This is a genomic window from Sulfitobacter sp. F26204, assembly GCF_026410305.1.
Classification (GTDB): domain Bacteria; phylum Pseudomonadota; class Alphaproteobacteria; order Rhodobacterales; family Rhodobacteraceae; genus Sulfitobacter.
This window is the reverse complement of sequence record NZ_JAPMLQ010000002.1, coordinates 737,040-754,440: the sequence shown is the minus strand read 5'-3', so window position 1 is coordinate 754,440 and position 17,401 is coordinate 737,040. Positions and strand designations below refer to the sequence as shown.

The window sequence follows — 17,401 nt, the reverse complement described above, 5'->3', positions numbered from 1 at the left end:
GCGCTACCCACAGGCCTTAGTTTTCCAAAGCTGCGCTGCTTTCATGTGCCCCCACCCAAAGGCGTGATCAGTTGGGCCATGGGTTTCCAAATGCCGGAAACGCGCCATTGCTTCGGCCATTGTAGGTTGATGGCCTATCGGCACCCACCACATGGCAAAACGCAATGCGGCACCCATGTCGTACCATTCACCTTTGCGGTCATAAAACCGCTTGTGCACCGTGTTCCAGACAAAATGTTCCAACCGCGCGACGCTTTCCCAAACGCTCAGGGTGCTGGCCATACGCGGATTCGCCCCCATATTGCCATCTGCGTGGGTCTGCTCGAATTCCATCTCATCCGGGTCCATCATCCAGACAAAACCAGCGCTGCGCTTGGCCGCACTGTTAACCAGTTCAAGACCATTTACAAAATCCTGAACCCGCGGATCATCCCAGTCGTATTTCAGGATCCCCAGGTTCAGTTCCGCAAGATGATGACCATAGGGCTGCTGCATCACTTCAGAAAGCGGCAATCGCGGCCATCAAGGCCAGGATGAAAACGCAAAGCATGCCAATGGCCCAGGTCATCGAACGCAACGGCTGGTTTTCGGTGCCAATGTGAACCACCGCCATTGCGACACGCGACAGGATAAAGACGGATGCAAGAATGTTCACCCAGAACGGCGCAGCGCCCGCAAGAATGCCTGCAACAGTCGCCGCCACAAAAGGACCGTTCATTTCCATGGCATTCGCAAAAGCGCGGCCACGGCGGTAAACCACATCCGAATAGTCGCGTCTGGGCAGACCGCACTCACAACGGTTCTGGGCATTGCGTCCCAACGTCGACATGGCTCCAAGCACCAGGCTCAACAAAGCCCAGATCGCCAGCGCGGCGATGGCGTGGCTGTAAGCCTCAAGGTAATCCATCATTCCGCCGCCACCGCAGAAACGCGGCCGGTGCGCTTGTGCTTGATCCGGTCCTCGATCTCATCCCGGAAATGCCGGATCAACCCCTGGATCGGCCAGGCCGCCGCATCGCCAAGGGCGCAAATCGTGTGGCCCTCGACCTGCTTGGTTACATCCAGCAACATATCGATTTCCTCAGGCTCCGCATCGCCCGTTACCAGACGGTCCATGACACGCATCATCCAACCGGTACCTTCGCGACAGGGCGTACATTGGCCGCAAGATTCGTGTTTGTAGAACTTTGACAAACGCCAGATCGCCTTGATCACATCGGTTGAATTGTCCATCACGATCACCGCCGCCGTGCCCAGACCCGACCGCTGCTCGCGCAGATAGTCGAAATCCATGATTGCATCTTTCATCTGCGACCCCGGAATCAACGGCACCGACGACCCGCCGGGGATCACCGCCTTGAGATTGTCCCAACCACCCCGGATGCCACCGCAATGGGTCTCGATCAACTCTTCGAAAGAAATCGACATCGCCTCTTCAACCACACAGGGGTTGTTTACATGCCCCGAGATCGCAAACAGCTTGGTGCCCGCATTGTTGGGACGCCCAAAGCCTGCAAACCATTCAGGCCCGCGGCGCAGGATCGTCGGCACCACGGCAATGGATTCCACGTTGTTCACGGTTGTCGGACAACCATAGAGACCAGCCCCTGCAGGAAATGGCGGCTTCATGCGCGGCATGCCCTTTTTACCTTCAAGGCTTTCCAGCAGCGCGGTTTCCTCACCACAGATGTAGGCACCGGCACCATGCGCAAGATAGATGTCGAAATCCCACCCGGATTTGCAGGCGTTCTTGCCCACAAGTCCTGCATCATAGGCCTCGTCAATCGCTGCCTGCAGCGCCTCTTTCTCACGGATATATTCACCGCGGATGTAGATGTAACAGGCATGGGCATTCATCGCAAAACTGGCAATCAGGCAGCCTTCGATCAGCGTATGCGGATCATGGCGCATGATCTCGCGGTCCTTGCAGGTGCCCGGCTCTGATTCATCCGCATTGATCACCAGATAGGCGGGGCGACCGTCGGATTCTTTCGGCATGAAGGACCATTTCAGACCGGTCGGGAAGCCCGCACCACCACGCCCGCGCAGCCCTGAGGCTTTCATCTGGTCCACAATCCAGTCGCGGCCTTTCTTGATGATGCCCGCAGTGCCATCCCAATGGCCGCGCTGCTGCGCACCCTTCAGCGTGCGGTCATGCATGCCGTAGAGATTGGTAAAAATGCGGTCCTGATCTGCAAGCATTGCTTTGCCCTACTCTTCCATGTCAGCCCTTCGGAGCTGGTTAATCTCGTATGCCACCCGCACACAGGTGGTCCGTCTAATTTCCGGCCTACTGCTTGTCCGCCTGGCGCGCTTGCCACATCTGCCAGATCAGCACCATCGACCATACAAGCGCGGCCAAGGCGGCCAGGTCAAATAACAATGCATAACGTCCGGGCAAGCCCAATCGCGGCCCCGCAAGGTTTGCAACAAGCCAAAGCACCATCGTTACTGCAATGACCAGACCCACGGTCTGGCCTTTCTTTGCAAGTGCTTTGTCCTGTTGTTCACCCATCTGCGAAATCGCTTATTTCTTCTTCTTGCGAGAGAATTCAGTCTCGCCGCCCTTGGCCAGAATCTTGGCCTGCGACATCCAGTCATCTCGCTCGATCCGGCCTTTGAAGCGCAGGCGCGCATCGACCCATTCGATTTCCTTTTTACGCCAGCCCGCCACCTGTTCATACAGATAGATGCCCATGTCGTTCAGCGTCTGCTCAAGCTTGGGACCAACGCCGCTGATCAGCTTTAGGTCATCTGCCCCGCCCGCGGGTACTGTGTCATAGATCTGCGGCTGTCCATCTGCCGCCACGGGTGCACGCTTGGGCTTTGTTGCAGGCTTTGTCGCTGCGGTTTTCTTGGTGCCTGACTTGGATGCAGCGGCCTTCTTGGGCGCCGCCGCGTCAGCGGTTGTACTCTTTGCCGCCGCCTTTTTGGGGGCAGCTTTCATGGGTGCCGCTTTTTCAGAGGTTGCGCGCTTTGTTGCCGCGCTTTTTGCCGCCGGTTTGGCAGCTTTGGCCGCCGGCTTCTTTGCCGCCGATTTGGCCGCCGGCTTGGACGTCGCCTTGCCCGGTGCCACCTCGGACACGACATCCGCTGGGGCTTCTGCCGGTGCATCCGGCGCCATCAATGGCGCTGCGGTTGTTGTCAGGTCGGATGCTGTCGCGACAGATTGTGCAGCGCTTGCCGTGCCGGTGGTTGCACTGCCTGCCCCGGATGCACCTGCCGGTGTGCCAGTTGTCGTCCCCGCTGCGTCACCGCTTACTGCTGTGCCCGTCCGCGATGCAGCAGCCTGCGCCGTTGCACCAGCCTGCCCCGATACCTGTCCTGCATCCTGTCCCGTGCAAATGAACTTTGGCAAAACAAACGCCAACAGCAGCCCCGCGATTACCCCCCAGATAAACGACGCGAACCCGCCAAGCCCAAAAGCCAAATACAATAAAAAGAACACCACCACCCCGGCGACGGCGGCAATGATCCATGATTTTCTCTTACAGTCTTCATTTAGTTGAGTCTGTGACATCGTCTTTTACTTCCCCTTGGTGACAACACGGTCTCATGTTTCGCTGTCGTAGCGCCCGTCAGTCCGGGCCTTGGCGGAAAAGGCCGTTTCCTCGCCAGCCGCCAGTTTTTGTGCTTGATCTACCCAGGTGTCACGGCTTACGCGGCCCTTGAATCCCTTCAGATTCTGATCCGCCCAGGCCACTTCCGCAGCGCCCCATTTGGCAATCTGGTCAAAATGAAAAATCCCCATGTCATGTAACATGGTTGCAAGCTTCGGACCGACACCCTTGATCATTTTCAGATCGTCAGCGCCCGACTTGCGCGGAGCCTTCATGGTTCTGGGTTTTTTGCCCGCATCCGCAACCGCCGCAGAAACCCCTTTTGGCTCTGCCTTGGAGGGCGGTTTGGCCTTGGACGCAGCAACCGCTTCTTGTTTGGTCACCCCGGTCTTGTCCGCGGGCTCATTTGCTGCAGGCTTTGACTTGGCCGAAGCCTCCGCTTTTTTGGCAGGCGTTTTCTGTTCTTTGGCAGACGTTTTCTGCGCGGAGGGTTTTGCCGACTTATTGGCCGTCTTGCCTTGCCATGGTGCCAGCAGCGGCACTTCGGTTCCATCGATCCGCTTGATCGTGTCGCCGATGTCTACTGCCAACTGAACGCTGGCGTTATACTGTGTCTTGCCGCTGTCATATTCCTTGAGGCTGGTCAGGCCGCTTGCGGGTTCCGCCGCAAATCGCCCGCTCTGAGAGCCCGGCGTCGGTACCTTACCCGCCGCCAGATCATCCAGCATTGCCACCAGCCGCTCTGCGGTCAAATCTTCGTAGTAATCCTTGCCGATTTGCGCCATAGGCGCATTCGCACAGGCCCCAAGGCATTCCACCTCTTCCCAGGAAAACTTGCCATCCGCCGACAGTTCATGGGGATTTTTGGCAATCTTTTCCTGACATACCGACACAAGATCCTCGGCCCCGCAAATCATGCAGGTCGTGGTTCCACAAATCTGGATATGTGCTACGGAACCAACTGGTTGCAGCTGGAACATAAAGTAGAAAGTCGCCACCTCAAGCCCACGGATATAGGCCATGCCCAACATTTCAGAGACATGTTCAATCGCAGGACGGGTCAACCAGCCCTCTTGCTCCTGCGCACGCCACAACAGGGGTATGATCGCCGATGCCTGACGGCCCTCGGGGTATTTGGTGATCTGCGCCTCGGCCCATGCCTGATTGGCGGGGGTAAAGGCGAAAGCCTGCGGTTGGTCTGGGTGTAGTCGGCGGAGCATGGATACTAGCCTTCGTATCTATAGGCGGCGCAGCGCCCGGTATTTTCAATAAGGATGTGCAGCGCTGGCTGTATCACCGGTCAATCTCTCCGAACACAACATCCATCGTGCCGATGATCGCAGCAACATCAGCCAGTTGGTGACCCTTGCTGATATGGTCCATCGCCTGCAAATGCAGGAAACCCGGCGCGCGGATCTTGCAGCGATAAGGTTTGTTGGACCCATCCGCCACCAGATAGACACCAAACTCGCCCTTGGGCGCCTCGACGGCGCAATAGACCTCGCCCGCGGGCACGTGAAAGCCCTCGGTATAAAGCTTGAAATGGTGGATCAGGCTTTCCATGTCGGTCTTCATCGCGGTGCGCGACGGCGGCGTGATCTTGCCCCGTGCCAACACGTCACCCTGCCCGTCAGGCGCGTTCAGCTTCACGATGGCCTGCTGGATGATATGCACCGACTGGCGCATCTCTTCCATGCGGCACAAATATCGGTCAAAACAATCGCCATTCTTGCCAATTGGAATTTCAAACTCGAATTCGTCATAACATTCATAGGGTTGCGAACGACGCAGGTCCCAGGCAAGGCCAGAACCACGCACCATCACGCCAGAGAACCCATAATCCAGGATGTCTTCTTCGGTCACGATGCCAATATCGACATTGCGCTGTTTGAAAATCCGGTTCTCGGTCAGCAACTCATCAATATCGACCATGAACTTGGTCATGAACTGTTCTGACCACGCCTGAATATCGTCCAACAGACCGGGCGGCAAATCCTGATGCACACCACCGGGGCGGAAGTACGCGGCATGCAGACGCGCCCCGCAGACCCGTTCATAGAACACCATCAACTGCTCGCGTTCCTCAAAACCCCACAGCGGCGGTGTCAGTGCGCCAACATCCAGCGCCTGCGTGGTCACGTTCAACAGGTGATTCAGAATGCGGCCGATTTCGCAAAACAACACGCGGATAAGGCTGGCACGGCGTGGCACCGGCGTATCGGTCAGCTTTTCGATAGCCAGACACCAAGCGTGTTCCTGATTCATCGGCGCGACATAATCCAGCCGGTCAAAATACGGCAGGTTTTGCAGGTAGGTCCGGCTCTCCATCAACTTTTCAGTACCGCGATGCAAAAGTCCGATATGGGGGTCGCAGCGCTCTACCACCTCGCCGTCCAGTTCCAGAACCAGACGCAAAACACCGTGCGCCGCAGGGTGTTGCGGACCAAAGTTAATGTTGAAGTTACGGATTTTCTGTTCACCCGTGACAGCATCAATCGATCCGTCATTATAGGTGTTCGTGCGAATATCGCCGTCCATCATTTCCGCCCCTTCAACTGCTTGTCGATTGGCCGCTCATCATCCGCAAAAACACGGATCGGCTGTTGCTCACGCTGACCGAACAGCTTGGCTATCATCTCTTCCAGAAGGTCAATCACCGCTTCTCCAACTCTTGCAGTTTCATCCCCATCCACCACAACAGCGCAATCGTGCCAAACGGGATCAAACAGGCCGCAGCCCAGTATTTATTGATGCCAAAGAACGGCAGCAGTTTCAGCATTGGAATTGCCGTCAATGCGGACAACAAAAGCCACCAGAAACCGCCCATTACTTGGCACCTTCCACTTTATCATCTCCGGGCAGGATATACTCCGCCCCTTCCCAAGGTGACATGAAGTCGAACTGACGGTATTCCTGCACCAGCGATACCGGTTCATAGACCACACGTTTTTGCGCTTCGTCATACCGCACTTCGGTATAGCCCGTGGTCGGGAAATCCTTACGCAGGGGATAGCCACGGAAACCATAGTCCGTCAGGATGCGACGCAGATCAGGGTGGCCGGAAAACAGAATACCAAACATATCGAACACTTCGCGCTCGAACCAGTTCGCGCTTGGGTGCACGGCCACCAATGACGGTACCAGATCCTTTTCCCGAACCGCCACGCGCAGACGGATGCGGTGGTTCTGATACATGCTCAACAGGTGATAGACGACATCAAACCGTTTGGCCCGGCCGGCGTAATCCACCGCCGTAATATCCACGAGCGTCGAGAAACGACAGCTTGCATCGCCTTTGAGAAACTCCACAAGACCCGCGATATTGGTAAGCGTCGCGTTCAGGTTCAATTCGCCCCGCGAAACGTCCCATGACAGCACACAATCCGGTCGCTTTGCCTCGATATAGGCTCCGAGTTCTTGCAGTGCATCGCTCATCGTACAATTGTCCCTGTCCGTCGCATCTTCTTTTGCAGTTGGAGAATACCATACAGCAGCGCCTCGGCAGTTGGCGGACACCCCGGAACATATACATCCACTGGCACGATTCGGTCACAGCCACGCACCACAGAGTAGCTGTAGTGATAATAGCCGCCCCCGTTCGCGCAGGACCCCATCGAGATCACATAGCGCGGCTCGGGCATTTGATCATAGACCTTGCGCAGCGCCGGGGCCATCTTGTTGGTCAGCGTACCGGCCACGATCATCAGATCCGATTGGCGCGGGCTGGCACGTGGTGCCGTGCCGAACCGCTCAAGGTCATAGCGCGGCATCGAGGTATGCATCATTTCAACCGCACAACAGGCCAGTCCAAAGGTCATCCAGTGCAGCGATCCTGTCCGCGCCCAGTTGATCACATCCGCTGTAGACGTGACCAGAAACCCCTTGTCCTGCAAGGCGTCATTGAATTGCGCGGTCTGCGCGTCACGATCAGGGCCGGCCTTGTAGCCGCCCGCGACACCTGCATCCGTTACTGCCATTCCAGCGCCCCCTTCTTCCACTCATATGCAAACCCTGCGGTCAGCACAGCCAGGAACACCATCATCGACCAGAAACCGACCATCGAAATGTCCTTGAACGCAACCGCCCAGGGAAACAAAAACGCGATCTCAAGATCGAAAATAATGAACAGAATTGATACCAGATAGAAACGCACATCGAATTTCATACGTGCATCATCAAAGGCGTTGAACCCGCATTCATAGGCCGACACTTTTTCAGGGTCGGGATTGCGCACAGCCAGAACCAAAGCGGCGAGGATCAGCACAAGGCCCAAACCGATGGCAACAGCCAGAAAAACAAGGATAGGCAGGTATTCCCGCAGCATTTCGTCCAAGGGAGGCTCCTTTAGGGCTGGGCCTGCGCACGATGGCACAGACGCTGGCAGAACATGGTCAGCACTGGGTCTAAACCGATGCAGCGGAAGGGTCAACGGGATGGGGTGTGGAAATGGCGTCGCAGAGCGTCGGGTTATGGTTGGTGCCAGCGGAAAAAACCGCTTGCTGCTGTCTTGAATACCCTTCCCATCAAGCGCAGGTTGCACGGTAAGCCAAGCAATTGCAGTGCGATCAGAAGCGCCCGCGCGAACTTGTGCCGCAAAATACGCCACTGATTGCGGAAAATCCGCTCTCCCAAGGCTTATCAATACTGCCGAAGGATCAGCCAAGATGACAGATCAAGCCGACGCCAAACAACGACGAAACCGACTGCAAGGACTTGATCTTGCGAGATATATTGCCTTTGTTGGTATGGTCATTGTTAATTTCAAGATCGCCATGGGGGCAGAAGGCGGCGAAACCCTGTTGGATGTGCTGACACGCGCGCTCGAAGGGCGCGCCGCCGCGACTTTTGTGGTGCTTGCGGGGATAGGGCTTGGCCTTGCCGGGATCAGGGGGCTTGATCAGACAATCGCAGTGACGCTGAAGCGCGCGCTGTTCCTGCTCGCTGTCGGTTTGCTGAACATGACGATATTCGATGCAGATATCCTGCATTATTATGCCTTTTACTTCCTGTTTGGGGCGCTGTTGCTGCCTTTGGGCAATCGAGCGTTGTTTGCGGTCGTGATCGGTCTCAATCTGTTCTTTGTCGTGATGGTGCTTGTCCTTGACTACGACGCTGGCTGGAACTGGGATGACTACAGCTATACCGGTTTCTGGACACCCGTCGGCTTTGTTCGCAACCTGTTCTTTAACGGCTGGCATCCGGTCATTCCATGGCTCGGCTTCCTGCTGGTGGGGATCATGTTGAGCCGGATTTCGTTGGTCGAACGCACAACCCAAGTTCGGTTGGTGATCGCGGGTATCATTCTTTTTGCCTTGGCCGAAGCGTTAAGCGCGGTGTTGCGCATCCAATTCGCGCAGATTGATCCCGAACTGGCACTTCTTGTAACGACTGAACCCGTCCCGCCGATGCCGCTCTATATGCTGGCGGGGATCGGTGCGGCATGCATCGTTGTTGGCCTTTGTTTGCTGGTCTCTGACAGGCTTGCCAGAATGGGTCTTTTGCGGCTTCTGGCCCCAGCAGGGCGGCAGACCCTAACGCTTTACATCGCGCATATCCTGATCGGGATGGGCACGTTGGAAGCCCTTGGCATGCTGGGCGGACAAACTACCGCACAGGCCGTAGCGGCCTCCCTTCTGTTCTGCGCGGCCGCCACGCTTTATGCCTTTGTCTGGGCAAGATTCTTCAAGCGTGGCCCGGTTGAGGCAATGATGCGTGCAATCGCTGGGTAGACTTGGGAATCACCCCATCCACGCCGCCTTGCGCTTGTCAAAAAACGCACCGATCCCCTCGGCGGCTTCCTCCGTCTCCCAGCGTTCGGCCAGCGCCTTGATCGAAAGCGCAACCGCCGCCTCGCTTGCCGCACCACCCAGTTCCAAAGCAAGTGCCTTGGCCGCCGCCACGGCCCCCGGTGCACAGCTCAGATAAGGCACCACTTCGGCCTCTACCGCTGCATCCAGTTCATCGGCAGCCACGCTCCGGGCCAACAACCCCAGATCAACCGCCTCTGCCGCGCCGAACAGACGGGCCGACATAAACACGCGCCGCGCGGGCCCTTCGCCCATGCGGGCAATCACATAAGGCCCGATGGTTGCGGGGATGATGCCCAGCCGTGTTTCGGTGAAACCCATCTTGAGGCTGTCCACCCCGATCGCCACATCGCAAACGCTCGCCATGCCGACGCCGCCGCCAAACGCGTTGCCCTGCACCTTCCCGATCAGAGGTTTGGGCAGGCTGTTGAGCGCTCCCAGCATTGCCGCCAGTTTACCCGCTTCTGCGGACCGGGTCGGCGCATCCATATCGCGCTGTGCGCGCATCCATTCCAGATCACCACCCGCACAAAAGGATTTGCCCGCCCCGGTCAGCACCACAACGCGCACCGCCTCATCCGCCCCCAGCTGCGCCGCCGCATCGGTCAAGTCTGCCAGCATCTGCGCCGACATCGCGTTGTGCTTTTCCACGCGGTTCAGGGTCAGCGTCGCCACCCCGCGCGCATCCGTTTCAATCGTTATGGTCTCAAACATCGTTCACTCCTTCCGGCAAGCCCGGCACCTGTCCGCCTTGATGCCGCCAGTCTTCCAAAATCCACACCATGCGGTCCACAAACCACAGTTTGGGCAGCGCCGCGAGTATGACGCCAAAGGCGACAAACACCGGATCAAGCACCCAAAGCCCCCAGCCCAGAACAAGCAGCCCCGGCACCGCGCCATAGCCCAGAATAATCGCCATCCTGCGGTGATGCGCGGGCAAGGATTCGTTGAATTGCAGGAACACCCGTTCCCCCAACACGCCGCGCGACATCCAACTGTCAAACCGGGCGGGCGGCGCAAAGACACGCGGATTGAACCATATCCAGATCAATACAAACGCCACAGCGCCCCAGGCATAGCTGCCAATCCACACCCGGCTCCAGATCGCCAAAGCCCAGAGCGGCAGGATGCTCAGGCGGGTCCAGCCGGACCATGGATTCGCATGGCGCAACCAGATCTCATCGCTCATGCCCATCAGCCGCTCTGCCCGCAGCGCAATCTTCATGATCTAGCCCCGCATAGCCTGTGCCATGGCGGCCGCTTCCTCCAGAACGCTTTGATCCAGCCCCGTTACATAGCCCAAAGCCGTCAAATGCTTGTTCACTGCTTCGGTCGCAACATTTCCCGGTGCGCCGGGCGCATAGGGACAACCGCCAAGCCCCCCGACTGCCCCGTCAAATACCCGCAATCCCAGGGACAGGGACGCATCTATGTTGGCCATGGCATGGCCCTTTGTGTCATGGTAATGTCCGGCAAGCCTGCCCGCCGGCACCACATCGCGCACCGCCAGCAACATCCGCGCAATGCTGTCAGGTGTGCCCGCTCCGGTCGTATCTCCCAGTGAGATCTCGTAGCAGCCCATGGCAAATAGCCTGTCCGCCACTTCGGCGACCGCCGCTGGTGCAACCACACCGTCATAGGGACATTCCACCACACAAGAGACATAGCCTCGAACCGGAATGTCACGATGGCGCGCGTCCTCCAGCACCGGAGCAAACAATTCCAGACTCTCGGCAATACTTGCATTGATGTTTTTCTGGCTGAACCCTTCCGAGGCCGATCCAAAAACAGCAATCTCGTCCACACCCGCCGCCAAGGCATCCTGATAGCCGCGCATGTTCGGCGTCAACGCTGCATAGCGCACCCCCTCCTTGCGCGTGATCGCCGCCATCACCTCGCCCGAACCGGCCATCTGCGGCACCCACTTGGGCGACACGAAACTGGCGCATTCGATCCGCCGGAACCCCGCCTCTGTCAGCTTGTCGACCAGCGCAACCTTGTCTGCGACAGCAATCTCTCTGGTTTCGCTCTGTAATCCGTCCCGTGGGCCGACCTCAAAAATCTCACATGGTCCCAGGCTCATCGATTTTCCCCCAATTCAGTTTGTAAAAAGTGCGCGCAGGGTTTTACTCAACGGGCCAGGGTGGATAGAAATCCTGCGTATAAATTCCGTCGTCCTGTGGCAGTGCATTGATGAACCCCTGGCGCTCGGTGATGCGTTCGTACCATTTGGCCACTTCCGGGTGATTGTCCAGGGTCACAAACCAGCGTGACATATAAACCGCCTGACCGACAGAAATATCCACTGCCGAAAACCCGCTGGTCAGCAGATAATCCCGATTCTCTACCGGAGTCGACAACCGCGCCTCGAGCGCATCGTAACATTTGGCCACCCGCGCCGCTTCCAGTTTCATCACGATCGGACTGCGCATATGATCCTCGCGCAAGGCGACATGCTGCTGGGTCAATGCCGCCGTATGCTGGCTGATGGTTTCGGCGAAATGCAACCACACCAGCCAGGCCATCCTGTCCGGGCTTCCCACCGAGCGTCCCAGCCGGTCGGGGCTGAACCGCTCGCACAGATACTGTGTGATGGCACCGGTTTCGAACATCCGCTCGCCATCGATTTCCAGGGCAGGCACCCGTCCGGCAGGGGACAGGCTCAGGTATTCGGGATCTCTCAGGGTCCGGTCAAAGGCATGGAAACGCAGCTGAAATTCGATTTCCAATTCGTTTAGCAACCAAAGTGTGCGCATCGATCGTGTTTGCGGACAATGGTGTAATACAATCATGGGGTGGCCTCTTCGGTTTCTGCTTCCAGTCGGACAAGAGCGGCACCCGCTTCTACCTGGTCTCCGGCAACGGCCAGCACCTCGGCAACAATGCCATCACGGGCCGCCAAAAGCGAATGCTCCATCTTCATGGCCTCCAATACCGCCAATCGATCCCCTTTGGCCACCTGCAGTCCGACCTTGGCGTCAACAGAGCGCACCAACCCCGGCATTGGCGCTTCGATCAGATTGCCATCCCCCTGCGCGGCTGCCGCCCGGTCCAGCGGGTCGATCACGTCAAAGGCCATGCCATACCCGTCAAAAACCGTCACCACATTCCTTGCGACTGCGACATCGGCCGTTGCCTGTCCATCAACGATCCACTGCCCACCACGGTGATGTGCCCTGACCTCGACATCTCCGACCGACCAGAGCTGTTCATCCGCACCCAGCACCCGCACCTTCACCAGATGCTCCTCGCCGCCCCAGCCCAGAAGCACCGACCGGCGCAGGGCACGCCACAGGACAAAACCCGCCGCCTCCCGCCGTTCCAGCAACCCCAGCGCCGCCATGCCCGCCAGGGCTACATGCCGCACCTCGACCGCCGGAACGGCCGTCAACCTGTCGATGTCGCGTGCGATCAGGCCGGTATCCACTTCTCCCCTGCCAAAGCCTTCATGCCCCGCAAGCGCGCCCAGAAACGCCAGATTGGTGACCGTGCCCCCGACCTGGCAACCGCTCAAGGCCGCCCGCAGCTTCGCCAGCGCCACGTCCCGCGTAGGCCCATGCACGATGATCTTCGCAATCATCGGATCATAAAACGGGCTGATGCTGTCCCCGGCCCGCACCCCGGAATCGGCCCGTGTCTGCGGTGTGAACTGCAAATGCGTCAACTGTCCCGTCGCCGGCAGAAATCCTGCAGGAACATCCTCTGCATAAAGCCGCGCCTCAAAGGCATGACCCTCAATCGTCAATTCGTCCTGGGTCTTTGGCAAAGTCTCCCCGGCCGCGACACGCAGCTGCCAGGCCACCAGGTCAACACCGGTAATTGCCTCGGTCACCGGATGTTCCACCTGCAACCGCGTGTTCATCTCCATGAAAAAGAACCCGTCCGCCGAAAGACCATCCGACCCGTCAACGATAAACTCTACCGTCCCTGCTCCGGCATAGCCGATCGCCTCGGCCGCCTTGACAGCCGCATCTCCCATCGCCTGGCGCATCGCTTGCGTCATCCCCGGTGCCGGTGCTTCCTCGATCACCTTCTGATGCCGCCGCTGCAGGGAACAATCCCGCTCGAACAAATGCACCGCCTTTGTCCCGTCTGCGAACACCTGCACCTCGATGTGTCGCGGCTTGGCGACAAATTTTTCAACCAGAACATCGGCATTGCCAAAGGCTGTCTTCGCTTCCGACCGCGCCGATTCCAGCGCCGCCTGAAAACCACCCGCCTCTTCCACCAGACGCATGCCCTTGCCGCCGCCCCCCGCGACTGCCTTGATCAGCACCGGATAGCCGATCTTGCCCGCCTCCTTGGCCAGCAAGCCATCCTCCTGATCCGTCCCGTGATACCCGGGCACCACTGGCACACCGGCCTTTATCATCAGGGCCTTGGCAGCATCCTTAAGCCCCATCGCCCGAATGGCCGAGGCCGACGGGCCGATAAACACCAATCCCGCCGCCTCAACCGCTTCGACAAATTCCGGGTTCTCCGACAGGAACCCATAGCCCGGATGAATCGCCTGTGCCCCCGTATCCAACGCCGCCTGAATGATCACATCCCCGCGCAGGTAACTCGCACTTGGCGCAGAGCCGCCAATGTGGGCCGCCACATCCGCCATTGCCACGTGTTTGGCCCCCGCATCGGCGTCCGAATACACCGCCACACAGCGCACCCCCATTGCCTGTGCGGTTTCCATCACCCGGCAGGCGATCTCGCCGCGGTTCGCTATCAAAATCGTGTCAAACATAGCCGCCAAACCTCACATCTTTCATCTTGCCAATAAACTCCGGGGTCCGGGGCAGAGCCCCGGAAAACCGCCGGCCTTGCCCCGCGGGACAGGTCCTGGGCCTGTTGGACCTGTTACAGCAGCCGGCCCAGACTACCATGTCACCAGGGGACGCAACCGCCCTCACATCCGGAACACACCAAATTTTGTTGCCTCGATCGGCGCGTTCAAAGAGGCCGACAGGCTGAGCGCCAGAACATCCCGGCTCTTGCGCGGATCGATGATGCCATCATCCCAAAGCCGCGCAGAAGCATAAAGCGGATGCGACTGCTCCTCGAACATGTCGATTGTGGGTTGTTTGAACCTGGCCTCCTCCTCGGCGGACCATGTCTCGCCAGCCCGCTCGATTGCGTCGCGCTTTACCGTGGCCAATACCCCCGCGGCCTGCGGCCCCCCCATCACAGAGATACGGCTGTTCGGCCATGTCCACAGGAACCTTGGCCGGTAGGCCCGCCCCGCCATACCATAATTGCCCGCCCCAAAGGAGCCGCCGACCAACATCGTAATCTTGGGCACATTGGTACTGGCTACCGCCGTCACCATCTTCGCCCCATGCCGTGCGATACCTTCGTTCTCGTATTTCCGTCCGACCATGAAACCGGTGATGTTCTGCAGGAACACAAGCGGGATATTGCGCTGAGAACACAGTTCCACAAAATGCGCACCCTTCTGCGCCGCCTCGCTGAACAGCACCCCATTATTGCCGATGATACCCACCGGACAGCCCTTCACATGGGCAAAGCCGGTCACCAGGGTCTCGCCGAACCGTGCCTTGAATTCGTCAAATCGCGAGCCATCCACCAGCCGCGCAATCACCTCACGGATGTCATAGGGCGTGCGCAGATCCGCAGGCACCACGCCAAGCATTTCGGATGGATCATAGGCCGGTTCCTCGGAGGTCTGCCACTGCACCGTCGCAGGTTTGGCCCGGTTCAACTGCCCCACGGCACGCCGCGCCAGGGCAAGCGCATGGGCATCATCTTCAGCCAGATAATCCGCAACGCCGGAGAGGCGCGTGTGTACATCACCGCCGCCCAGATCCTCCGCCGTGACAACCTCGCCCGTCGCGGCCTTGACCAAAGGCGGGCCAGCGAGGAAAATAGTCCCCTGTTCTTTGACGATGATCGTCACATCCGACATCGCAGGCACATAGGCCCCACCCGCCGTACAGGACCCCATCACCACGGCAATCTGCGCGATGCCCTTGGCAGACATGCGCGCCTGATTGTAGAATATTGCGCCAAAATGGTCGCGGTCAGGAAACACCTCGTCCTGCTGCGGCAGATTGGCACCCCCTGAATCCACCAGATAGACACAGGGCAGATGGTTCGCCTCCGCGATTTCCTGAGCGCGCAGATGCTTTTTTACTGTCATCGGGAAATATGTGCCGCCTTTGACAGTTGCATCGTTGCAGACGACCATGACTTCCTGACCCTGTACCTGACCGATGCCGGCAATCACACCCGCGCAGGGGGCGGCATTGTCATATAGCCCATGGGCCGCGGTTGCGCCGATCTCCAGAAACGGACTTCCCGGATCAAGCAGGTTCGCAACCCGTTCCCGCGGCAACATCTTGCCCCGGCTCTCATGGCGGGCGCGCGATTTCTCACCGCCGCCCAGAGCAGCAGCCTCGGCAGCATGCTGAACCACGTCAAGCGCCTCCAGATGGGCCGCTTCATTGGCCTTGTAGGCTTCGGAAGACGGCAATGCCTGTGATGCTAGTTTCATGTCTTTCCTTCAACTTCCCGCGCTGCACGCGCCTTCAATTCCTTGCGGATCACCTTGCCCGTTACCGTCATCGGCAGGGCTTCCAGAAACTCGATTTCTCTTGGGTAGGAATAGCTTGCAAGCCGATCCTTAACCCATTTCTGCAACACTTCAGCCGTCACATCCGCCCCAGGTCTGCGCACCACATAGGCTTTCACAACTTCGGTGCGCAGCGCATCCGGTTTGCCCACAACCCCACAGGTCGCAACGCCCGCATGGGTCAACAGACAATCCTCGATCTCTGCCGGACCAATCCGGTATCCGGCAGAGGTGATCACGTCATCCTCGCGCCCGACAAAGCGCAGGAAGTCGCCCTCCCAGATGCCACGATCGCCGGTCAGCATCCAGTTGTCGCGATACTTCTGTGCCGTTTCATCCGGTCGCTGCCAATATCCCAACATCATCGAGGCAGAACCACGCCGCACGGCAATATCCCCCTCACCGTCGCTTTCCTGCCCCTGCGCGTCAAGTACCGCCAGGTGGTGCCCCGCCACGGCCTTGCCAATCGCCCCCGCCCTCGCCTTGAACGCCGCCCCGCAGGAAGAGGCGATCATGTTGCATTCGGTCTGGCCATAAAACTCGTTGATGTCCAAACCGAATGATCGCCGTCCCCATGCCAGCATCTCTGCGCCCAAAGGTTCGCCGCCACTGGCAACAGAGCGCAGGCCAGCGATCGAAACATCCGCGGCTTTCAGCATCCGCAGGGCCGTTGGCGGGAAAAACACGTTGCGCACACCACCCTGTTCAATCACCTCACAACAGCCTTCGGGCGTGAATTTCGCCATGCGCGCGGCCACTACCGGCACGCCCAAGGCCAAGCCCGGCATCGCCACATCAAACAGCCCGCCGATCCAGGCCCAATCCGCCGGCGTCCACAGGCAATCCTCCGGCTGGCCCAGAAAGTCATGGCTGACCGCGACACCTGGCAGATGCCCGGTCAGCATCCGGTGGCCATGCAGCGCGCCTTTTGGGCTGCCGGTGGTTCCCGAGGTATAGATCAACACCGCCGGGTCATCGGGACCAGTGTCGGCAAATGGCACATCCGAACCGCCCACTCCCACCTGATCCGCAATCCAGGCCTCGGCCAGATCACCCAGCAGCGCGGTGCCCTCACCATCGGTGAGCACCACTTCACATCCGGCATCCTTCACCCGCGATGACAGTGCATCCCGCTTGAAGAGTTTGAACAAAGGCACGGAAATCGCACCGATTTTCCAGATTGCCAAATGGGCCGCCGCGCACCATGGGGATTGCGACAGCAAGACCCCAACGCGATCCCCCGCCTGCACCTTGGTCAGCAATGCACGCGCCAGACCATCAGTCATTTCTGCAAGCGCTGCGAAACTGACATCGCGCCTGCCCACACCCGTCAGATCGATGATCGCCGTCTGGGACGAAGGCTGTGCCAAACACTGCGCGGCCATGTTCAACCGCGCAGGTATATCCCACGCCCCGTCGTCCAACACACCGGGCAAAGATTGCGACATGTC

Annotated in this window: 19 protein-coding genes; 1 reads left to right on the top strand and 18 read right to left on the bottom strand. The window is 58.8% G+C overall.

The window, feature by feature from the left end; genetic code table 11:
* Positions 1 to 3: 3 nt before the first annotated feature.
* From OS190_RS07565 to OS190_RS07515, 11 genes are all read right to left on the bottom strand, one after another.
* A complete protein-coding gene (locus OS190_RS07565; protein ID WP_267158050.1) occupies positions 4 to 513 on the bottom strand; it encodes a DUF3291 domain-containing protein in 510 nt (169 codons plus the stop codon).
* On the bottom strand, positions 500 to 910 hold the full coding sequence (locus OS190_RS07560) for an MAPEG family protein (RefSeq protein ID WP_267158049.1): 411 nt from the start codon (positions 908 to 910) through the stop codon (positions 500 to 502). Before OS190_RS07560 ends, OS190_RS07565 begins: the two co-directional genes overlap by 14 nt.
* Positions 907 to 2,202, bottom strand: a complete 1,296-nt coding sequence (gene nuoF / locus OS190_RS07555) for an NADH-quinone oxidoreductase subunit NuoF (protein ID WP_267158048.1) — start codon at positions 2,200 to 2,202, stop codon at positions 907 to 909. The genes OS190_RS07560 and nuoF overlap by 4 nt, the downstream gene beginning before the upstream one ends.
* A gap of 88 nt (positions 2,203 to 2,290) precedes the next feature.
* Positions 2,291 to 2,515 carry a DUF5337 domain-containing protein gene (locus tag OS190_RS07550; protein ID WP_267158047.1) on the bottom strand — a complete coding sequence of 75 codons (225 nt, stop codon included), beginning with the start codon at positions 2,513 to 2,515 and terminating at the stop codon, positions 2,291 to 2,293.
* 12 nt (positions 2,516 to 2,527) lie between these two features.
* On the bottom strand, positions 2,528 to 3,520 hold the full coding sequence (locus OS190_RS07545) for a helix-hairpin-helix domain-containing protein (protein ID WP_267158046.1): 993 nt from the start codon (positions 3,518 to 3,520) through the stop codon (positions 2,528 to 2,530).
* Positions 3,521 to 3,553: 33 nt separating this feature from the next.
* Positions 3,554 to 4,780 (bottom strand): NADH-quinone oxidoreductase subunit E, encoded by a 1,227-nt coding sequence (locus OS190_RS07540; RefSeq protein WP_267158045.1) that lies wholly within the window; start codon positions 4,778 to 4,780, stop codon positions 3,554 to 3,556.
* Between the two features lie 73 nt (positions 4,781 to 4,853).
* The gene (locus OS190_RS07535; protein WP_267158044.1) at positions 4,854 to 6,101 is read right to left on the bottom strand and encodes an NADH-quinone oxidoreductase subunit D; all 1,248 of its coding nucleotides are present in this window, start codon (positions 6,099 to 6,101) and stop codon (positions 4,854 to 4,856) included.
* Positions 6,102 to 6,213: 112 nt separating this feature from the next.
* Entirely contained in the window at positions 6,214 to 6,387 is a 174-nt protein-coding gene (locus OS190_RS07530) for a hypothetical protein (RefSeq protein WP_267158043.1), read from the bottom strand.
* Positions 6,387 to 6,995 carry an NADH-quinone oxidoreductase subunit C gene (locus OS190_RS07525; RefSeq protein ID WP_267158042.1) on the bottom strand — a complete coding sequence of 203 codons (609 nt, stop codon included), beginning with the start codon at positions 6,993 to 6,995 and terminating at the stop codon, positions 6,387 to 6,389. Before OS190_RS07525 ends, OS190_RS07530 begins: the two co-directional genes overlap by 1 nt.
* Complete coding sequence (locus OS190_RS07520; RefSeq protein ID WP_267158041.1) at positions 6,992 to 7,537, bottom strand: NuoB/complex I 20 kDa subunit family protein; 546 nt, start codon at positions 7,535 to 7,537, stop codon at positions 6,992 to 6,994. Before OS190_RS07520 ends, OS190_RS07525 begins: the two co-directional genes overlap by 4 nt.
* Positions 7,528 to 7,893 (bottom strand): NADH-quinone oxidoreductase subunit A, encoded by a 366-nt coding sequence (locus tag OS190_RS07515; RefSeq protein WP_267158040.1) that lies wholly within the window; start codon positions 7,891 to 7,893, stop codon positions 7,528 to 7,530. The genes OS190_RS07520 and OS190_RS07515 overlap by 10 nt, the downstream gene beginning before the upstream one ends.
* Before the next feature lie 331 nt (positions 7,894 to 8,224).
* Here OS190_RS07515 and OS190_RS07510 point away from each other — a divergent pair, with 331 nt between their 5' ends.
* Positions 8,225 to 9,289, top strand: a complete 1,065-nt coding sequence (locus OS190_RS07510; RefSeq protein ID WP_267158039.1) for a DUF418 domain-containing protein — start codon at positions 8,225 to 8,227, stop codon at positions 9,287 to 9,289.
* Positions 9,290 to 9,298: 9 nt separating this feature from the next.
* Here OS190_RS07510 and OS190_RS07505 read toward each other — a convergent pair whose 3' ends face one another.
* From OS190_RS07505 to OS190_RS07475, 7 genes are all read right to left on the bottom strand, one after another.
* Positions 9,299 to 10,081 carry a crotonase/enoyl-CoA hydratase family protein gene (locus OS190_RS07505; protein WP_267158038.1) on the bottom strand — a complete coding sequence of 261 codons (783 nt, stop codon included), beginning with the start codon at positions 10,079 to 10,081 and terminating at the stop codon, positions 9,299 to 9,301.
* Positions 10,074 to 10,592 (bottom strand): DUF6653 family protein, encoded by a 519-nt coding sequence (locus OS190_RS07500; protein WP_267158037.1) that lies wholly within the window; start codon positions 10,590 to 10,592, stop codon positions 10,074 to 10,076. The genes OS190_RS07505 and OS190_RS07500 overlap by 8 nt, the downstream gene beginning before the upstream one ends.
* 3 nt (positions 10,593 to 10,595) lie before the next feature.
* Positions 10,596 to 11,450 (bottom strand): hydroxymethylglutaryl-CoA lyase, encoded by an 855-nt coding sequence (locus OS190_RS07495; protein ID WP_267158036.1) that lies wholly within the window; start codon positions 11,448 to 11,450, stop codon positions 10,596 to 10,598.
* Between the two features lie 43 nt (positions 11,451 to 11,493).
* Positions 11,494 to 12,159 carry a glutathione S-transferase family protein gene (locus OS190_RS07490; protein WP_267158035.1) on the bottom strand — a complete coding sequence of 222 codons (666 nt, stop codon included), beginning with the start codon at positions 12,157 to 12,159 and terminating at the stop codon, positions 11,494 to 11,496.
* Entirely contained in the window at positions 12,156 to 14,105 is a 1,950-nt protein-coding gene (locus tag OS190_RS07485; protein WP_267158034.1) for an acetyl/propionyl/methylcrotonyl-CoA carboxylase subunit alpha, read from the bottom strand. Before OS190_RS07485 ends, OS190_RS07490 begins: the two co-directional genes overlap by 4 nt.
* 162 nt (positions 14,106 to 14,267) lie before the next feature.
* The gene (locus OS190_RS07480) at positions 14,268 to 15,872 is read right to left on the bottom strand and encodes a carboxyl transferase domain-containing protein (RefSeq protein WP_267158033.1); all 1,605 of its coding nucleotides are present in this window, start codon (positions 15,870 to 15,872) and stop codon (positions 14,268 to 14,270) included.
* On the bottom strand, positions 15,869 to 17,398 hold the full coding sequence (locus OS190_RS07475; RefSeq protein WP_267158032.1) for an AMP-binding protein: 1,530 nt from the start codon (positions 17,396 to 17,398) through the stop codon (positions 15,869 to 15,871). Before OS190_RS07475 ends, OS190_RS07480 begins: the two co-directional genes overlap by 4 nt.
* Between the last annotated feature and the right edge of the window lie 3 nt (positions 17,399 to 17,401).

Bases quoted from the DNA above. Each gene is read 5' to 3' on its own strand.
- OS190_RS07550 (WP_267158047.1), bottom strand. From the start codon at position 2,515: ATGGGTGAACAACAGGACAAAGCACTTGCAAAGAAAGGCCAGACCGTG.
- OS190_RS07520 (WP_267158041.1), bottom strand. From the start codon at position 7,537: ATGGCAGTAACGGATGCAGGTGTCGCGGGCGGCTACAAGGCCGGCCCT.
- OS190_RS07505 (WP_267158038.1), bottom strand. From the start codon at position 10,081: ATGTTTGAGACCATAACGATTGAAACGGATGCGCGCGGGGTGGCGACG.
- OS190_RS07545 (WP_267158046.1), bottom strand. From the start codon at position 3,520: ATGTCACAGACTCAACTAAATGAAGACTGTAAGAGAAAATCATGGATC.
- OS190_RS07540 (WP_267158045.1), bottom strand. From the start codon at position 4,780: ATGCTCCGCCGACTACACCCAGACCAACCGCAGGCTTTCGCCTTTACC.
- OS190_RS07485 (WP_267158034.1), bottom strand. From the start codon at position 14,105: ATGTTTGACACGATTTTGATAGCGAACCGCGGCGAGATCGCCTGCCGG.
- OS190_RS07475 (WP_267158032.1), bottom strand. From the start codon at position 17,398: ATGTCGCAATCTTTGCCCGGTGTGTTGGACGACGGGGCGTGGGATATA.
- OS190_RS07510 (WP_267158039.1), top strand. From the start codon at position 8,225: ATGACAGATCAAGCCGACGCCAAACAACGACGAAACCGACTGCAAGGA.
- nuoF (WP_267158048.1), bottom strand. From the start codon at position 2,202: ATGCTTGCAGATCAGGACCGCATTTTTACCAATCTCTACGGCATGCAT.
- OS190_RS07490 (WP_267158035.1), bottom strand. From the start codon at position 12,159: ATGATTGTATTACACCATTGTCCGCAAACACGATCGATGCGCACACTT.
- OS190_RS07560 (WP_267158049.1), bottom strand. From the start codon at position 910: ATGATGGATTACCTTGAGGCTTACAGCCACGCCATCGCCGCGCTGGCG.
- OS190_RS07535 (WP_267158044.1), bottom strand. From the start codon at position 6,101: ATGATGGACGGCGATATTCGCACGAACACCTATAATGACGGATCGATT.
- OS190_RS07530 (WP_267158043.1), bottom strand. From the start codon at position 6,387: ATGGGCGGTTTCTGGTGGCTTTTGTTGTCCGCATTGACGGCAATTCCA.
- OS190_RS07480 (WP_267158033.1), bottom strand. From the start codon at position 15,872: ATGAAACTAGCATCACAGGCATTGCCGTCTTCCGAAGCCTACAAGGCC.
- OS190_RS07500 (WP_267158037.1), bottom strand. From the start codon at position 10,592: ATGAAGATTGCGCTGCGGGCAGAGCGGCTGATGGGCATGAGCGATGAG.
- OS190_RS07525 (WP_267158042.1), bottom strand. From the start codon at position 6,995: ATGAGCGATGCACTGCAAGAACTCGGAGCCTATATCGAGGCAAAGCGA.
- OS190_RS07495 (WP_267158036.1), bottom strand. From the start codon at position 11,450: ATGAGCCTGGGACCATGTGAGATTTTTGAGGTCGGCCCACGGGACGGA.